Source organism: Pseudomonas sp. TE3899 (assembly GCF_056279105.1).
On record NZ_JBWBQR010000001.1, the window covers coordinates 6,601,411 to 6,617,541 of the forward strand.

General features: G+C 58.4%; 18 protein-coding genes and 1 tRNA gene. 16 read left to right on the forward strand and 3 right to left on the reverse strand.

Translation table 11 applies throughout. From position 1 onward, the window contains the following. The first annotated feature begins 87 nt into the window (after positions 1 to 87). From aspS to nadA, 16 genes are all read left to right on the forward strand, one after another. Entirely contained in the window at positions 88 to 1,863 is a 1,776-nt protein-coding gene (gene aspS, locus ACZ89E_RS29945) for an aspartate--tRNA ligase (RefSeq protein WP_149657890.1), read from the forward strand. Positions 1,864 to 1,983: 120 nt separating this feature from the next. Further along, a complete protein-coding gene (locus tag ACZ89E_RS29950; RefSeq protein WP_149657889.1) occupies positions 1,984 to 2,730 on the forward strand; it encodes a YebC/PmpR family DNA-binding transcriptional regulator in 747 nt (248 codons plus the stop codon). A gap of 149 nt (positions 2,731 to 2,879) precedes the next feature. Next, complete coding sequence (gene ruvC, locus ACZ89E_RS29955; RefSeq protein ID WP_008147379.1) at positions 2,880 to 3,404, forward strand: crossover junction endodeoxyribonuclease RuvC; 525 nt, start codon at positions 2,880 to 2,882, stop codon at positions 3,402 to 3,404. Between the two features lie 114 nt (positions 3,405 to 3,518). After that, a complete protein-coding gene (gene ruvA / locus ACZ89E_RS29960) occupies positions 3,519 to 4,136 on the forward strand; it encodes a Holliday junction branch migration protein RuvA (RefSeq protein WP_149657888.1) in 618 nt (205 codons plus the stop codon). Continuing rightward, complete coding sequence (gene ruvB, locus ACZ89E_RS29965; RefSeq protein WP_133838095.1) at positions 4,137 to 5,198, forward strand: Holliday junction branch migration DNA helicase RuvB; 1,062 nt, start codon at positions 4,137 to 4,139, stop codon at positions 5,196 to 5,198. Between the two features lie 138 nt (positions 5,199 to 5,336). Continuing rightward, positions 5,337 to 5,804: a tol-pal system-associated acyl-CoA thioesterase gene (ybgC, locus tag ACZ89E_RS29970; protein WP_149657887.1), complete on the forward strand. Its 468-nt coding sequence runs from the start codon at positions 5,337 to 5,339 to the stop codon at positions 5,802 to 5,804. Further along, positions 5,794 to 6,489, forward strand: a complete 696-nt coding sequence (gene tolQ, locus ACZ89E_RS29975; protein WP_054044990.1) for a protein TolQ — start codon at positions 5,794 to 5,796, stop codon at positions 6,487 to 6,489. Before ybgC ends, tolQ begins: the two co-directional genes overlap by 11 nt. Positions 6,490 to 6,512: 23 nt before the next feature. After that, entirely contained in the window at positions 6,513 to 6,965 is a 453-nt protein-coding gene (gene tolR / locus ACZ89E_RS29980; RefSeq protein WP_166656030.1) for a protein TolR, read from the forward strand. Then, a complete protein-coding gene (gene tolA, locus ACZ89E_RS29985; RefSeq protein WP_149657886.1) occupies positions 6,965 to 8,044 on the forward strand; it encodes a cell envelope integrity protein TolA in 1,080 nt (359 codons plus the stop codon). The genes tolR and tolA overlap by 1 nt, the downstream gene beginning before the upstream one ends. 29 nt (positions 8,045 to 8,073) lie before the next feature. Continuing rightward, on the forward strand, positions 8,074 to 9,342 hold the full coding sequence (gene tolB, locus ACZ89E_RS29990; protein ID WP_476256940.1) for a Tol-Pal system beta propeller repeat protein TolB: 1,269 nt from the start codon (positions 8,074 to 8,076) through the stop codon (positions 9,340 to 9,342). A 52-nt stretch (positions 9,343 to 9,394) separates the two neighbouring features. Beyond that, positions 9,395 to 9,892 (forward strand): peptidoglycan-associated lipoprotein Pal, encoded by a 498-nt coding sequence (gene pal / locus ACZ89E_RS29995; RefSeq protein ID WP_003178634.1) that lies wholly within the window; start codon positions 9,395 to 9,397, stop codon positions 9,890 to 9,892. A gap of 6 nt (positions 9,893 to 9,898) precedes the next feature. Then, on the forward strand, positions 9,899 to 10,741 hold the full coding sequence (gene ybgF / locus ACZ89E_RS30000) for a tol-pal system protein YbgF (protein ID WP_149657884.1): 843 nt from the start codon (positions 9,899 to 9,901) through the stop codon (positions 10,739 to 10,741). Between the two features lie 166 nt (positions 10,742 to 10,907). Then, a complete protein-coding gene (gene queE, locus ACZ89E_RS30005) occupies positions 10,908 to 11,555 on the forward strand; it encodes a 7-carboxy-7-deazaguanine synthase QueE (protein WP_149657883.1) in 648 nt (215 codons plus the stop codon). 1 nt (position 11,556) lies between these two features. Continuing rightward, entirely contained in the window at positions 11,557 to 12,249 is a 693-nt protein-coding gene (queC, locus tag ACZ89E_RS30010; protein ID WP_149657882.1) for a 7-cyano-7-deazaguanine synthase QueC, read from the forward strand. 63 nt (positions 12,250 to 12,312) lie between these two features. Then, positions 12,313 to 12,388, forward strand: a tRNA-Lys gene (locus tag ACZ89E_RS30015). A gap of 271 nt (positions 12,389 to 12,659) precedes the next feature. Further along, positions 12,660 to 13,718, forward strand: coding sequence for a quinolinate synthase NadA (nadA, locus tag ACZ89E_RS30020; protein WP_149657881.1), 1,059 nt, complete (start codon positions 12,660 to 12,662; stop codon positions 13,716 to 13,718). 85 nt (positions 13,719 to 13,803) lie between these two features. On the opposite strand, the gene ACZ89E_RS30025 is transcribed toward nadA, so the two are convergent. The 3 genes from ACZ89E_RS30025 to gcvT form a co-directional block, all read right to left on the reverse strand. Continuing rightward, positions 13,804 to 14,292 carry an RDD family protein gene (locus tag ACZ89E_RS30025; RefSeq protein ID WP_476256941.1) on the reverse strand — a complete coding sequence of 163 codons (489 nt, stop codon included), beginning with the start codon at positions 14,290 to 14,292 and terminating at the stop codon, positions 13,804 to 13,806. A 96-nt stretch (positions 14,293 to 14,388) separates the two neighbouring features. Continuing rightward, entirely contained in the window at positions 14,389 to 14,601 is a 213-nt protein-coding gene (locus tag ACZ89E_RS30030; protein ID WP_003175786.1) for a cold-shock protein, read from the reverse strand. Positions 14,602 to 14,993: 392 nt separating this feature from the next. Continuing rightward, complete coding sequence (gene gcvT, locus ACZ89E_RS30035) at positions 14,994 to 16,118, reverse strand: glycine cleavage system aminomethyltransferase GcvT (protein ID WP_476256942.1); 1,125 nt, start codon at positions 16,116 to 16,118, stop codon at positions 14,994 to 14,996. Positions 16,119 to 16,131: the final 13 nt, after the last annotated feature.

Below are 16,131 nucleotides of genomic sequence, written 5' to 3' on the forward strand. Positions count from 1 at the left end.
GACCTGAGTTGAACGACACGCGCGAGCTCTTGCACCATCTGCAAGGCCTCCAACCGAATTTCGATTACGAGAAGTGAAACCACTACCATGATGCGCAGCCATTATTGCGGCCAACTGAACGAAGCCCTGGAAGGCCAGGAAATTACCCTTTGCGGATGGGTTCACCGTCGCCGTGACCACGGTGGGGTGATTTTCCTCGATATCCGTGATCGTGACGGTCTGGCCCAGGTGGTATTCGATCCGGACCGCGCCGAGAGCTTCGCTGCCGCCGATCGCGTGCGCAGTGAATACGTCGTGAAGATCACCGGCAAGGTGCGTCTGCGTCCGGCCGGTGCCACCAACGCCAACATGGCGTCGGGCATGATCGAAGTGCTGGGCTACGAGCTGGAAGTGCTGAACGAATCGGAAACCCCGCCGTTCCCGCTCAACGAGTTCTCCGACGTTGGCGAAGAAACCCGCCTGCGTTATCGCTTCCTCGACCTGCGTCGCCCGGAAATGCTCGAGAAGCTGCGCCTGCGTTCGCGCATGACCACCAGCATCCGTCGCTTCCTGGACGAGAACGGCTTCCTCGACGTCGAGACGCCGATCCTGACTCGTGCCACCCCGGAAGGCGCGCGTGACTACCTGGTGCCAAGCCGCACCCACGCCGGTTCCTTCTTCGCCTTGCCGCAATCGCCACAGCTGTTCAAGCAACTGCTGATGGTTGCCGGCTTCGACCGCTACTACCAGATCGCCAAGTGCTTCCGTGACGAAGACCTGCGGGCTGACCGCCAGCCGGAATTCACCCAGATCGACATCGAGACCAGTTTCCTCGATGAAAAAGAGATCATGGCCATCACCGAACAAATGATCCGCAACCTGTTCAAGGAAGTGCTGGATCTGGAATTCGGCGACTTCCCGCACATGACCTTCGAAGAAGCCATGCGCCGTTACGGTTCCGACAAGCCGGACCTGCGTAACCCGCTGGAACTGGTTGACGTTGAAGATCAACTCAAAGACGTCGACTTCAAGGTGTTCAGCGGCCCGGCCAACGACCCGAAATGCCGCATTGCCGCCCTGCGCGTTCCAGGCGCTGCGAGCATGCCGCGCAAGCAGATCGACGACTACACCAAGTTCGTCGGCATCTACGGTGCCAAGGGGCTGGCGTACATCAAGGTCAACGAGCGCGCCAAAGGCGTCGAAGGCCTGCAGTCGCCAATCGTCAAGAACATCCCTGAAGCCAACCTCAATGTGATCCTCGATCGCGTTGGCGCGGTTGATGGCGACATCGTGTTCTTCGGCGCCGACAAAGCCAAGATCGTCAGCGAAGCCCTGGGCGCGCTGCGGATCAAGGTCGGTAACGACCTGAACCTGCTGACCTGCAAGTGGGCGCCAATGTGGGTCGTCGACTTCCCGATGTTCGAAGAGAACGACGACGGCAGCTTCACCGCCTTGCACCACCCGTTCACCGCGCCGAAGTGCACCCCGGAAGAACTGGAAGCCAACCCGGCGACCGCGCTGTCCCGTGCCTACGACATGGTCCTGAACGGCACCGAACTGGGTGGCGGTTCGATCCGTATCCACCGCAAGGAAATGCAGCAGACCGTTTTCCGCCTGCTGGGTATCAATGAAGCGGAACAGGAAGAGAAATTCGGCTTCCTGCTCGACGCCCTGAAATACGGCGCGCCGCCGCACGGTGGTCTGGCCTTCGGCCTGGACCGTCTGGTGATGCTGATGACTGGCGCCCAGTCGATCCGTGAAGTGATCGCTTTCCCGAAAACCCAGAGCGCGGCTGACGTCATGACGCAGGCTCCGGGTGCTGTAGATGCCAAGGCATTGCGCGAATTGCACATTCGTTTGCGCGAAACGCCAAAGGCTGAGTAAGGCTGACCCTGAAGGCGCATCCTTATGGGATGCGCCTTTTTCATAGGTCGAGATTTTTTCTTGCTGGCTGGCGCGAACGTGCGCAGCGGGCAATGTTTCAAAGAGAATTCGGAGCGAGATATGGCGGGTCATTCCAAGTGGGCGAACATCAAGCACCGCAAAGAACGTCAGGATGCCAAGAAGGGCAAGATTTTCACCAAGTGGATTCGTGAACTGACCGTTGCGGCCCGTCAGGGTGGTGGCGATCCAGGTTCCAACCCGCGTCTGCGCCTGGCGCTGGACAAGGCCCTTGGCGCGAACATGAGTCGCGACATCATTGATCGCGCGGTGGCTCGCGGTGCTGGCGCTGCCGACACCGACGACATGGTCGAACTGACCTACGAAGGCTACGGCCCGGGCGGCGTGGCGGTAATGGTCGAGTGCATGACCGACAACCGTAACCGCACCGCAGCCGCTGTGCGCCACGCGTTCAGCAAATGCGGCGGCAACCTCGGTACTGACGGTTCGGTGGCGTATCTGTTCGAGCGCAAGGGCCAGATTTCCTTCGCGCCGGGCGTTGACGAAGACGCGCTGATGGAAGCGGCCATGGAAGCCGACGCCGATGACGTGGTTGCCCACGAAGACGGTTCGATTGACGTGTTCACTTCGTTTGCCGGGTTCTACTCCGTGCGTAACGCGTTGGAAGCGGCTGGTTTCAAAGGGGATGACGCGGAAATCGTTATGCTGCCGACCACCAGTGCCGAACTGGATCTGGAGGGTGCCGAGAAGGTCCTCAAGCTGATCGACATGCTCGAAGACCTGGATGACGTACAGAACGTCTACTCCAACGCGGACATTCCGGAGTCGGTTGCCGCACAGCTGGGTTGATGCATCTATCAAGATCGCGGCCTTCACCCGCTCTACACTGTAGGCGCTGCCGAAGGCTGCGATCTTTTGATTTTCAAGAGCCAAAAGATCGCAGCCTTCGGCAGCTCCTACGGTTCCCCTCAGCGATCGCACCACATTGCGCAGGCGTTATGACTTTAATTCTTGGTATCGACCCCGGTTCGCGCATCACCGGTTATGGCGTGGTACGTGATACCGGACGCGGCTGCGTGTACGTGGCGTCGGGGTGCATCCGCACCGGCTCCGGCGAGTTGCACGAACGCCTGCAGATCGTCTATCGCGGCGTGCGCGAAGTCATCCAGACCTACGGCCCTGTCACCATGGGCATCGAAAAAGTCTTCATGGCCCGCAACGCCGACTCGGCGCTGAAGCTGGGCCAGGCTCGCGGCGCGGCCATTGTCGCCGGCGCCGAAGAAAGCCTGGAAATCGCCGAGTACACCGCGACCCAGGTCAAACAAGCGGTCACTGGCACCGGCGCGGCGAATAAAGAGCAGGTGCAAATGATGGTCATGCACATGCTGAAACTGACCAGCAAGCCGCAAATCGATGCCTCGGACGCCCTGGCCATCGCCATTTGTCATGCGCACACCCGTTCCAGCCTGCTGCCTCATGGCCTGGGAACTGCACGCAGTCGTGGCGGGCGCCTGCGTCTCTGATAGCATCAGCAATCATTTTTACGGGATGAGGGTTTTGCGCCTGTGTCGTCGGCGCAAAACCCTTGTCCTGTCAGTCGCCAGCACCTGCCTGGCCAACGCTCAAGGATTCGAAACGTGATTGGACGCTTGCGCGGCACCCTGGCTGAAAAGCAGCCGCCGCACCTGATTCTGGATGTAAACGGCCTGGGGTATGAGCTGGAAGTGCCCATGACCACGCTGTACCGCTTGCCGTCGGTCGGTGAACCGCTGACCTTGCACACCCATTTAGTCGTACGCGAAGACGCGCAGTTACTCTATGGTTTCGCCAGTAAGCGTGAGCGAGACTTTTTTCGCGAGTTGATCCGTCTCAATGGTGTCGGGCCGAAATTGGCCCTGGCCCTGATGTCGAGCCTGGAAGTCGATGAGCTGGTGCGTTGCGTGCAGTCCCAGGACACCTCGGCGCTGACCAAGGTGCCGGGCGTGGGCAAGAAGACTGCCGAACGCCTGCTGGTGGAACTCAAGGACCGCTTCAAGGCCTGGGAAACCGTGCCGGCGATGTTCGCCCTGGTGCCGAACCAGCCGGGTGGGCCGGATGCGCCAGCTTCGACGGTCACCGCCGAGAGTGATGCGATCAGCGCGCTCGTCTCCCTGGGCTACAAGCCGCAGGAAGCCAGCAAGGCGATTACCTCGATCAAGGAGAAAGGCTTGAGCAGTGAAGACCTGATTCGCCGTGCCCTGAAGGGAATGATTTAAGTGATTGAAGCTGATCGTCTGATTGCCGCCACCCCTGGCCCTCGCGACCGCGAGGAAGTCCAGGACCGCGCGATTCGTCCCCTCAGCCTGGCCGAGTACATTGGCCAGCCGACCGTTCGCGAGCAAATGGAGTTGTTTATCCAGGCTGCCCGTGGCCGTAACGAATCCCTGGATCACACGCTGATCTTCGGTCCGCCGGGCCTGGGTAAAACCACACTGGCCAACATCATCGCCCAGGAAATGGGCGTGTCGATCAAAAGCACCTCGGGCCCGGTCCTTGAGCGTCCGGGTGATTTGGCGGCATTGCTGACCAACCTTGAGCCGCACGATGTGCTGTTCATCGACGAAATCCATCGGCTGTCGCCGATCGTCGAAGAAGTGCTGTACCCGGCCATGGAAGATTTCCAGCTCGACATCATGATCGGCGAAGGCCCGGCTGCGCGGTCGATCAAGCTGGATCTGCCGCCGTTCACCCTGGTCGGTGCCACCACCCGGGCCGGCATGTTGACCAACCCGTTGCGCGACCGTTTCGGGATTGTGCAGCGCCTGGAGTTCTACAGCACCGCCGACTTGGCGACGATTGTCATGCGCTCGGCGAACATCCTCGGCTTGCCGCTGGACCCGGAGGGCGCCTTCGAAATCGCTCGCCGCGCCCGTGGCACGCCGCGGATCGCCAACCGCCTGTTGCGCCGGGTGCGGGATTTCGCCGAAGTCCGCGCCAAGGGCCACATCACCAAACCGATCGCCGACCTGGCCCTGAACCTGCTGGATGTCGACGAGCGTGGCTTCGATCACCAGGACCGACGCTTGCTGTTGACCATGATCGAGAAGTTCGACGGTGGCCCGGTGGGGGTGGACAGCCTGGCCGCCGCTATCAGCGAAGAGCGCCACACCATTGAAGACGTGCTGGAGCCGTACCTGATTCAGCAGGGCTATATCATGCGTACCCCGCGGGGGCGGGTAGTCACCCGGCACGCGTACCTGCACTTCGGTTTAAACATTCCGTCACGATTGGGCGAGATGCCCGTGGTAGACGAGTTCCTTGATGCAGTAGACGATTAATCACCTTTGCGGGCTGATCGATTGACGGTTTGTGTGGTCCTAGGGGCTCACATGACGAATCTTTCACTGGAAAGCCGCAGAAACAATCAAAAACAGTTGCCTCGCCGGATTGGCAACCTGAGGAGTAAGCACTAGAGTATGCGCGCGCAAAACGGGCTTGAGCCGTTCGCACATCGTTGTCGCGTTTATTACGAGGACACCGACGCGGGCGGCATCGTGTATTACGTTAATTACCTCAAGTTTATGGAACGGGCTCGAACCGAGCGGCTCCGGGAACTGGGCTTTGCCCAATCCCAGCTGGCAGGGGAGGACCTGTTGTTCGTCGTGCATTCCAGCGAAGCGCGTTACCACGCGCCGGCGCGACTGGACGACGAGCTGCTGGTAAGCGCTGAAGTAATCGAATTGAACCGTGTCAGCCTGCGCTTTAAACAGCAGGTCAGGCGGGCTACGGATAATGTGCTGCTCTGCGAAGGGCAGTTTTTGGTGGCCTGTGTGCGCACTAACAGTTTGAAACCCCGGGCCATTCCCGAAGCTCTACGTGCGGCCTTTGCCGACGTGAGCGGCGCGGGTACACACTCAAAGCAGGAGATAAAGCGTGGAAGCTAACGTCGTCGACCATTCCTCCATGTGGAGCCTGGTCAGCAATGCCAGCGTCGTGGTGCAGTTGGTAATGCTGATTCTGGTAGCCGCATCGGTGACCTCATGGATCATGATCTTTCAGCGCAGCAATTTGCTGCGCGCCGGTCGACGTGCCCTGGAGAGCTTTGAAGAGCGCTTCTGGTCGGGTATCGACCTGTCCAAACTCTACCGTCAGGCCGGCAGCAACCCTGACCCGGATTCGGGCGTCGAGCAGATCTTCCGTGCCGGTTTCAAGGAATTCTCCCGTCTGCGCCAGCAGCCAGGGGTTGACCCGGAAGCGGTCATGGAAGGCGTGGCCCGTGCCATGCGGGTCGCCATTTCCCGCGAAGAAGAAAAGCTCGAGCAGAGCTTGCCGTTCCTCGCCACTGTCGGTTCCGTCAGCCCGTACATCGGTCTGTTTGGTACGGTCTGGGGCATCATGAACTCCTTCCGCGGCCTGGCAACTGCCCAGCAAGCGACCCTGGCCACCGTGGCCCCGGGTATTGCCGAAGCACTGGTGGCTACCGCCATCGGCCTGTTCGCAGCCATCCCGGCCGTTATCGCTTACAACCGTTTTGCTGCCCGCAGCGAAACCCTGCTGAGCCGTTACTACACCTTCGCCGACGAATTCCAGGCGATCCTGCACCGCAAAGTGCACACCAGCGAAGAATAAGCAGGTAATTTCCAATGGCTTTAATCGCTCGAGCTCGCAAAAAGCGCAAGCCGGTCGCCGAGATGAACGTGGTGCCTTACATCGACGTGATGCTGGTACTGCTGGTCATCTTCATGGTGACCGCGCCGATGCTCAATCAGGGCGTGAAAGTTGATCTGCCCAAGGTTTCCAGCGAAGCCTTGCCGCAGGACAACAACACCCAGGTCCTGACCATTTCGATCAAGGCTGACAAGACCTACTACTGGAACCTTGGCAGCGAAGTCGACACCGAAAAGCAGCAGGACAAGGCGATGACCTTGCCGCAGATGACCGACGCCGTGACCAAGATCATTCGCGTAGGCACTGAAGGTGGCAAGCGTACCCAGGTGTTCATCCGTGGTGACAAGACCGTCGACTACGGGTCCGTTATGGGTGCCATGGGCGGGTTGCAGAAAGCCGGGGTCGGTAATGTTGGCTTGATTACCGAGGCGCCCTGATGCAGCAACAACGAGAGCCAACAGCCTCGGAAAGCTACTTCTGGCCTAGTGTCTGGGCGATTGGCTTGCACGTGCTGGTTTTCGGCATGCTGTTCGTCAGTTTTGCCCTGACGCCTGAGTTGCCGCCGGCCAAGCCGATTGTCCAGGCGACCTTGTACCAGCTGAAATCGAAAAGTCGGGCTGTCACCCAGACCAATCAGAAGATTGCGGGTGAAGCGCAGAAATCTGCTGCGCGCCAGACTGAAGTCGAACAGATGGAACAGAAGAAGGTCGAGCAGGAAGCGGTGAAGGCTGCGGAACAAAAGAAAGAAGAAGCGGCTCAAAAAGCCGAGGAAGCCAAGAAGGCCGACGAGTCCAAGAAGTCTGAGGAAGCCAAAAAGGCTGATGAAGCCAAGAAAGCCGACGAAGCCAAGAAGACCGCCGAAGCCAAAAAGGCCGAAGAGAAACAATTGGCTGATATAGCCAAGAAGAAATCTGAAGAAGAAGCCAAGAAGGCTGCGGAAGAAGAGGCCAAGAAAGCGGCCGCTGAAGAAGCGAAGAAAAAGATCGTCGAAGACGCGAAAAAGAAAGCCGCGGACGACGCCAAGAAGAAAGCTGACGCTGAAGAGGCGAAGAAGAAAGTCGCCGACGAAGCCAAGAAGAAAGCTGCTGCCGATGCTGCGAAGAAGAAATCGCAGGATGCGGCACGTAAATCGGTCGAAGACAAAAAGGCTCAGGCCTTGGCAGATTTGCTTTCCGACAAGCCGGAGCGTCAGCAGGCGTTGGCCGATGAGCAGGGTGACGAAGTCGCCGGCAACTTCGATGACCTGATTCGTTCACGCGCTTCTGAAGGTTGGGCGCAGCCGCCGTCGGCCCGCAAGGGCATGAAGGTGATCCTGCAGATCAACATGTTGCCTGACGGAACGATCTCCGGCGTCTCGGTAGCTCATTCCAGTGGTGATGTGCCGTTCGACAGTTCAGCGGTAGCGGCAGTAAAAAATATTGGTCGTTTGACCGAAATGCAGGGTCTGAAGGCAAGTGATTTCGCACCCTATCGTTCATTCAAGATGACATTCACACCTGAGGATCTAGCCTTGTGAGAAACCTTCTTCGAGGACTGCTTGTAGTCATGTTCTGCTTTGCAGGATTGGCGAGCGCAGATGAAAAAAACATTCTGGTCAGCAGTGGTAGCTCCCAGGCAACTCCAATTGCCGTAGTGCCATTTGGTTTCCAGGGCGGCACCGTGCTGCCGGATGACATGGCCGAAATCATCGGTAATGACTTGCGCAACTCGGGCTACTACTCGCCGATTCCAAAGCAGAACATGATCAGCCAGCCGACCCAGCCGAGCGAAATCATTTTCCGTGACTGGAAAGCGGTAAACGCCCAGTTCATCATGGTCGGCAACATTGTTCCGGCGGGCGGTCGCTTGCAGGTCCAATACTCGCTGTTCAACGTTGCGACCGAGCAAAAAGTATCGGAAGGCAGTGTCTCCGGTACGGTTGATCAGCTGCGCGACATGGCGCACTACATCGCTGACCAGTCGTTCGAAAAGCTCACCGGTATTAAAGGTGCGTTCTCGACTCGCCTGTTGTACGTGACCGCCGAGCGTTTCTCCGAGAAGAACACGCGCTACACACTGCAACGTTCGGACTACGACGGTGCCCGCGCCGTGACCCTGCTGCAATCGCGCGAGCCAATCCTGTCGCCGCGTTTCGCACCGGATGGCAAGCGCATCGCCTATGTATCGTTCGAGCAGAAGCGTCCGCGCATCTTCATGCAGAACATCGACACCGGCCGCCGTGAGCAGATCACCAACTTCGAAGGCCTGAATGGCGCGCCAGCCTGGTCGCCGGATGGCAATCGCCTGGCATTCGTGTTGTCGAAAGACGGTAACCCGGACATCTACGTGATGAACCTGGGTTCGCGTCAGATCACTCGTGTCACCAACGGTCCCGGCATCAACACCGAACCGTTCTGGGGCAAGGATGGTTCGACCATCTACTTCACCTCCGACCGTGGCGGCAAGCCGCAAATCTACAAGACCAGCATCGGTGGTGGCGGTGCGGAACGCGTGACTTTCATCGGTAACTACAACGCAAACCCGAAACTTTCGGCCGATGAAAAGACCCTGGTGATGATTCACCGCCAGGACGGCTTCACTAATTTCAAGGTGGCGGCCCAGGATTTGCAGCGCGGAAGCGTAAAAATCCTCACTGATAGCACTCTGGACGAGTCGCCTACTGTTGCGCCCAACGGCACCATGGTAATCTACGCCACCCGCCAGCAGGGCCGGGGAGTCTTGATGCTCGTGTCCATTAATGGACGCGTAAGGCTCCCGCTTCCTACCGCACAAGGCGAAGTCAGAGAACCTTCCTGGTCCCCTTACCTGAACTGACGCGGCGCTACACGTTTTACTTAACACACTGGGGTTCATTAGGAGTTTCACGATGGAAATGCTGAAGTTTGGTAAATTTGCTGCGCTGGCTCTGGCCATGGCTGTAGCTGTAGGTTGCTCGTCCAAAGGCGGCGACAATGCCGGTGAAGGCGCTGTTGATCCAAACGCTGGTTACGGCGCTAACACTGGTGCAGTTGACGGCTCCCTGAGCGAAGAAGCTGCTCTGCGCGCAATCACCACTTTCTACTTCGAATACGACAGCTCGGACCTGAAGCCAGAAGCCATGCGCGCTCTGGATGTTCACGCTAAAGACCTGAAAGCAAACGGCGCTCGCGTTGTTCTGGAAGGCAACACCGACGAACGTGGTACTCGTGAGTACAACATGGCACTGGGCGAGCGTCGTGCGAAAGCCGTTCAGCGCTACCTGGTACTGCAAGGTGTTTCCCCAGCTCAGCTGGAACTGGTTTCCTACGGCGAAGAGCGTCCAGTTGCTACCGGCAACGACGAGCAGTCCTGGGCTCAAAACCGTCGCGTCGAACTGCGTAAGTAATTCGTCATGCGAACGTGCCGTCGTGCTGTAACTGTTTTGGCTCTCAGTCTCGCACCGCTTGCGGTGTGGGCTGCGGTTCCTGTGGTCGATAACAACTCCGGTTCTAACAGCGGGAGCAGTTATCCGCCTGCGGGTTACGGTACGAACGGCGCCTATGCCGGGGGAGGGGTTTCGGCCCCTGTCTCGGCACAGGGCGAGCTGTTCAACCAACTGCAATCCATGCAGGAGCAGATCTCACGCCAACAGGGTGTGATCGAAGTTCTGCAAAATGATGTATCGCGCATGAAGCAAGAAAGCCTGGAGCGATACCAGGATCTTGATCGGCGCATAGGAACCGGCGCTGCACCGGCCGCGACTCCTGATAATTCTTCCACCGGTGGCACTCTGAATGCCCCCGGCGCAGCAGCCGCTGCAGGCGCAGGTGCAGGAGCGGCCGCCGCTCAAGCCCCTGCCGCCAGCAGTGAACCGGGTGATCCGGCGAAGGAAAAACTGTATTACGATGCGGCCTTCGACCTGATCAAAGCCAAGGATTTCGACAAGGCCAGCCAGGCTTTCGCCGCTTTCCTGCGCAAATACCCGAACAGCCAATACGCGGGCAATGCCCAGTACTGGTTGGGCGAAGTCAATTTGGCCAAAGGCGATCTGCAAGGTGCAGGTCAGGCGTTTGCCAAGGTTTCGCAGCTGTACCCCAAGCACGCCAAAGTGCCTGACTCGCTGTACAAGCTCGCTGATGTAGAACGCCGCCTGGGTCATACCGACAAGGTCAAAGGCATTTTGCAACAGGTGGTGTCGCAATATCCGGGCACTTCCGCCGCACAGCTGGCTCAACGCGATCTGCAGCGCATGTAAGCCTGTTTGAGCCGTTTTGAAGAAACCCGCACTCGTTGCGGGTTTTTTCGTTAGAATTCACGCCCTTTTTCTGAAACACGCTTTTTGGGATTCGCGCGTTGGCGGGGTTCCTTGAAGAGCCTGACGGAGGCGGACAGCCTGTTTAGCTGTTACGCCCGTGGCGACTATGCAAGACACATTGAGAATTACCGAAGTTTTTTACTCGTTGCAGGGTGAAACGCGGACTGCCGGGCTGCCCACTGTTTTTGTGCGCCTGACCGGTTGCCCATTGCGTTGCCAATACTGCGACAGCGCCTACGCATTCACCGGCGGGACCATTCGCCCCCTCGACGACATCCTCGCGCAAGTGGCCGGTTTTCGTCCGCGTTACGTGTGTGTCACCGGCGGCGAGCCGTTGGCGCAACCCAACGCCATCCCATTGCTCAAGCAGTTGTGCGACGCCGGTTACGAAGTGTCTCTGGAAACCAGTGGTGCGCTCGACATCTCGGCGGTAGATTCCCGGGTCAGTCGCGTCGTCGATCTGAAAACTCCGGGTTCGAAAGAAGCGCACCGCAACCGCTATGAGAACATCGAACTGCTGACGCCCAACGACCAGGTGAAGTTTGTCATCTGCTCGCGGGAGGACTACGACTGGGCTGTGTCCAAGCTGATCCAGTACGGTCTGGACCGACGAGCCGGCGAAGTGCTGTTCTCGCCAAGTCACCATGACCTCAATGCGCGGGACCTGGCTGACTGGGTGGTGGCGGACAATCTGCCAGTGCGTTTGCAATTGCAGCTGCATAAATATCTTTGGAATGACGAGCCGGGGCGCTGATATGACTGAACAACTGAACACTACCGAGAAACGTGCGGTGATCCTGCTGTCCGGCGGCCTGGACTCGGCAACAGTCGTGGCCATGGCCCGGGCTGAAGGCTACGCCTGCTACACCATGAGCTTCGACTACGGCCAACGCTCCCACGCTGAGTTGCACGCCGCTGCCCGTGTTGCTCGCGACCTGGGTGTGATCGAGCACAAGGTGATCGGTCTGAACCTGAACGGTATGGGCGGCTCGGCACTGACCGACAGCAGCATCGATATTCCAGAAACGCCAGGTGAAGGTATCCCAGTAACGTACGTGCCTGCGCGCAACACGGTTTTTCTGTCGCTGGCGTTGGGCTGGGCTGAAGTGCTCGGGGCGCGCGACATCTTTATTGGTGTGAACGCCGTGGACTATTCGGGTTACCCGGACTGCCGTCCCGAGTTCATCGAGTCCTTCGAGCGCATGGCCAATCTGGCGACCAAGGCCGGTGTGGAAGGCAACGGTTTCCGTATCCAGGCCCCGCTGCAAAACCTGAGCAAGGCGCAGATCGTCCAGGCCGGCGTGAAGCTGGGCGTCGATTACGGGCTGACGGTTTCCTGCTATCAGGCCGACGATAAAGGCTATGCCTGCGGCAAATGCGACAGCTGCCGCCTGCGTGCAGAAGGCTTCGCAGCAGCCGGAATCAGCGACCCAACACCTTATTTTTGATTTATTTCAAATTAGGTGTTGAATAGTCCTTAAAAATCAGTATTATACGCGCCACCACACAGCGGGTCGTTAGCTCAGTTGGTAGAGCAGTTGGCTTTTAACCAATTGGTCGTAGGTTCGAATCCCACACGACCCACCATTTTTTGTAGCAGTTTTAAAAGTCTGGAAGGCCCACGCAAGTGAGGATTTCCGGATTTTTTTTTGCCTGCGATTTGAGTTCGACTCCACGCGGTGCTACACCGCGTGACGCAGGTCAGAATCATCTTTTGCATCCACGGGATATTCTGTAGCCTTGCCCGGCTCCAACGCTGTGCCTGATGAATACTCACTCTCCCGGCGGTACCCGTAAGGGGTCCGGAGCCGGGTGTATACTCGACTTTCGCGCGAAAGCGCCCGCAGGTCTTGCGATCATGACGCAAATTTCCGAACGCCTACTGGTTCAAGCTCACCTCGACGCCAAGCAGCCCAAGCCGCTGACCGCCGAGGAAGAGGCCTATTACCGTTCTGCCATCGCTGCCGAGCTCAAGGCTCAGGACGCGGTGCTGGTGGCTCACTTCTATTGCGATCCGGTGATTCAGGCCTTGGCCGAAGAAACCGGTGGCTGCGTCTCCGACTCCCTGGAAATGGCACGCTTCGGCAATGCCCACCCGGCCAAGACCGTGGTGGTCGCCGGGGTGAAGTTCATGGGCGAGACCGCGAAGATCCTCAACCCTGAAAAACGCGTGCTGATGCCGACCCTGGACGCGACCTGCTCGCTGGACCTGGGATGCCCGGTGGACGAGTTCTCGGCGTTCTGCGATCAGCACCCGGAACGCACGGTGGTGGTGTATGCCAACACTTCGGCGGCGGTCAAAGCCCGGGCGGACTGGGTGGTGACTTCAAGCTGCGCGCTGGAGATCGTCGAAAGCCTGATGGATAACGGCGAGACCATCATCTGGGGCCCGGATAAACATTTGGGCACTTATATTCAGCGTAAGACCGGAGCGGACATGTTGCTGTGGGACGGTGCCTGCATCGTTCACGAGGAGTTCAAGTCCAAGCAGCTCGAAGACATGAAAGCGCTGTACCCGGACGCGGCCATTCTGGTGCACCCAGAGTCGCCGACAGCGGTAATCGAACTGGCGGATGCGGTCGGTTCTACCAGTCAGCTGATCGCTGCGGCGCAGAGCCTGCCGAACAAGACCTTCATCGTCGCCACCGACCGCGGCATTTTCTACAAGATGCAGCAGCTGTGCCCGGACAAGGTCTTCATCGAGGCCCCAACGGCCGGTAACGGTGCCGCGTGTCGCAGTTGCGCGCATTGCCCGTGGATGGCGATGAACACCCTTGAGCGCACGCTCAAGAGCTTGAAGGAAGGGACGAACGAGATCTTTGTCGATCCGGCGTTGATTCCGCAGGCGATTCGGCCGTTGAAGCGGATGCTGGACTTTACCCAGGCGGCGCGGATGAAGTTGGCTGGGAACGCTTAAGCGTCATATCTAAGGGCAAGATCAAAAGATCGCAGCCTTCGGCTCCTACAGGGGTTGCCGAAGGCTGCGATCTTTTTTGTGGGCGCTACTTCTGTTTCTTTGGAATGCGTACAAGCTGCGTATCGGAATACATGTCATGCCAACTGCGCTTCTGCTTATCAAACAGCGGCCAGAGAAACCCCAGGCCCACACACAGCCACGATGCAATCGACACCACAAACCGCAACAACGCCTGCCACAAGCTGATGGATGAACCATCGGCGTTCTGCACACGGATGCACCACACCTGCATGCCCAGGGTCTGGCCGGACCAGGTCCAGAACTTGGCAAAGAAGCCGAACAGCACGAACAACAGCACCGTCGACAGTAAGGGATCACCGTCCAGGGCGCCGGCTTCGGTCAGGGTGCGCATCTTGTCTTCGCCGATGATCGCCATCTGGATCATCTTGTAGAGGCCGCTGGTGACGATCAACAGGGCGGTGCACAACAGGAAGTCATAGAACATCGCTGCCAGGCGACGACCCAACGTGGCGGCGGGGAAGTCGCCCTGGGGTTTGAGCAGGTGTTTCGACATGGCAGCCTCTGGGTGAAAAAAGAAAGCCATTTTACGGATTTACGCGCACAAAAAAGCCCCTGATGTCAGCATCAGGGGCTTTTTCGTTACAGAAGGTTAGGCTTCTGCTTGTACTTCGTCAGCCTGCATGCCTTTCTGGCCTTGCACAGCGACGAAAGTCACTTTCTGGCCTTCTTTGAGGCTCTTGAAGCCGTTGCCCTGGATGGCGCGGAAATGCACGAACAGATCCGGACCGCTTTCAGGAGTGATAAAACCAAAACCTTTCTCGTCGTTAAACCACTTGACGGTACCGCTCTGACGTTGGGACATTTCTTATTTCCTTTGACGCAAAAATTAATGACAGTCTCTTTCTCATGAAAGAGTACTGGGGCTGGTTGCAGGAGAGTAAGAAGACGTCGAACGGGATGTAGCTAACTTGTAGGCTACTGCCCAGGTCACGATTCCAAGCGACCCATGCAAACACAGTGAACAAACTCTACGCCAACTAGCCAATAAAAAACAAGCCCCTGTGAGGGGCCCGGTTTTGCTCAGGTTGGTGGCTGTTAGTCGGTCCACTAGTGCGGCTTATTCGAAACAGGTGTTCAATTGTTTTCGATCGTTATAAGCCAAGTTCATAAGCGAAAGCATGCACTGTTTTATGGCGGTTGCGTTACAGATTAGTGCACTGTTAACGCAACCGCGTTACTTATAGAAACAGTCAATCAACCGCGGTAGTAGCGTTGTGGAACAAATGGCATTTTGCTTACAAGCAAAGGCACCTTTTTCCCACGAACAATTGCCCAAACCGGTGTTTCCAGCGCGATGTAAGCGCTGTCGACGTAACCCATGGCCAGCGGTCCACCCAGGGTCGGTCCGAAGCCGCCGCTGCAGACGCTGCCGATGATCTCGCCGGCTTCGTTGACGATCTCTGCGCCTTCGCGCACTGGCGTACGTTCCTGCGGCAGCAGACCAACGCGCTTGCGGCTGACCCCGCCTTGCTGTTGAGCGAATACAGTTTCAGCGCCCGGGAAGCCACCGGCCCGCGCACCATCGGCACGCCGTGGCTTGGAAATGGCCCACAGCAGGCTGGCTTCGATCGGCGTGGTCTCGGTGTTCATGTCATGGCCGTAGAGGCACAGGCCGGCTTCCAGGCGCAGCGAGTCGCGCGCGCCGAGGCCGATGGCGGCGACTTCTGATTCGGCCAGCAGGGCGCGAGCCAGGGCTTCGGCATTGGCGGCCGGCACGGAGATTTCAAAACCGTCTTCGCCGGTGTAGCCCGAACGGCTGACAAAGCAATCCACACCCAGCAGTTTCACGCGGGCGAACTGCATGAAGGTCATCTTCGCCACTTCAGGGGCCAAGCGTGCAAGTACGGTCACGGCGGCCGGACCTTGCAAGGCCAGCAACGCGCGCTCTTCGAACAACGGCTCGATGGTGCACTGATCACCAATATGCTTGCGCAAGTGCGCCAGGTCCTGATCCTTGCAAGCGGCGTTGACCACCAGGAACAGTTCATCGTTACCCAGGTTGGCAACCATCAGGTCGTCAAGAATGCCGCCCGTCTCGTTGGTGAACATCGCGTAACGCTGCATGCCCACCGGCAAGTCGATGATGTCCACCGGCACCAGGGTTTCCAGGGCCTTGGCGGCATTGGCGCCGGTCAGGCGGATCTGGCCCATGTGCGACACATCGAACAGCCCGGCCTGATCACGGGTGTGTTGGTGTTCTTTCATCACGCCCAGCGGGTATTGCACCGGCATGTCGTAGCCGGCGAACGGCACCATGCGCGCGCCGAGTTCGATGTGCAAAGCGTGCAGCGGGGTTTTCAGCAATTGTTCGGTGGACATATTCAGCTCCTGA

Coding starts and splice junctions, on each gene's coding strand:
- aspS (WP_149657890.1), top strand. CDS start 88: ATGATGCGCAGCCATTATTGCGGCCAACTGAACGAAGCCCTGGAAGGC.
- ACZ89E_RS29950 (WP_149657889.1), top strand. CDS start 1,984: ATGGCGGGTCATTCCAAGTGGGCGAACATCAAGCACCGCAAAGAACGT.
- ruvC (WP_008147379.1), top strand. CDS start 2,880: ATGACTTTAATTCTTGGTATCGACCCCGGTTCGCGCATCACCGGTTAT.
- ybgC (WP_149657887.1), top strand. CDS start 5,337: ATGCGCGCGCAAAACGGGCTTGAGCCGTTCGCACATCGTTGTCGCGTT.
- tolA (WP_149657886.1), top strand. CDS start 6,965: ATGCAGCAACAACGAGAGCCAACAGCCTCGGAAAGCTACTTCTGGCCT.
- tolB (WP_476256940.1), top strand. CDS start 8,074: ATGTTCTGCTTTGCAGGATTGGCGAGCGCAGATGAAAAAAACATTCTG.
- pal (WP_003178634.1), top strand. CDS start 9,395: ATGGAAATGCTGAAGTTTGGTAAATTTGCTGCGCTGGCTCTGGCCATG.
- ybgF (WP_149657884.1), top strand. CDS start 9,899: ATGCGAACGTGCCGTCGTGCTGTAACTGTTTTGGCTCTCAGTCTCGCA.
- queE (WP_149657883.1), top strand. CDS start 10,908: ATGCAAGACACATTGAGAATTACCGAAGTTTTTTACTCGTTGCAGGGT.
- queC (WP_149657882.1), top strand. CDS start 11,557: ATGACTGAACAACTGAACACTACCGAGAAACGTGCGGTGATCCTGCTG.
- nadA (WP_149657881.1), top strand. CDS start 12,660: ATGACGCAAATTTCCGAACGCCTACTGGTTCAAGCTCACCTCGACGCC.
- ACZ89E_RS30025 (WP_476256941.1), bottom strand. CDS start 14,292: ATGTCGAAACACCTGCTCAAACCCCAGGGCGACTTCCCCGCCGCCACG.
- ACZ89E_RS30030 (WP_003175786.1), bottom strand. CDS start 14,601: ATGTCCCAACGTCAGAGCGGTACCGTCAAGTGGTTTAACGACGAGAAA.
- gcvT (WP_476256942.1), bottom strand. CDS start 16,118: ATGTCCACCGAACAATTGCTGAAAACCCCGCTGCACGCTTTGCACATC.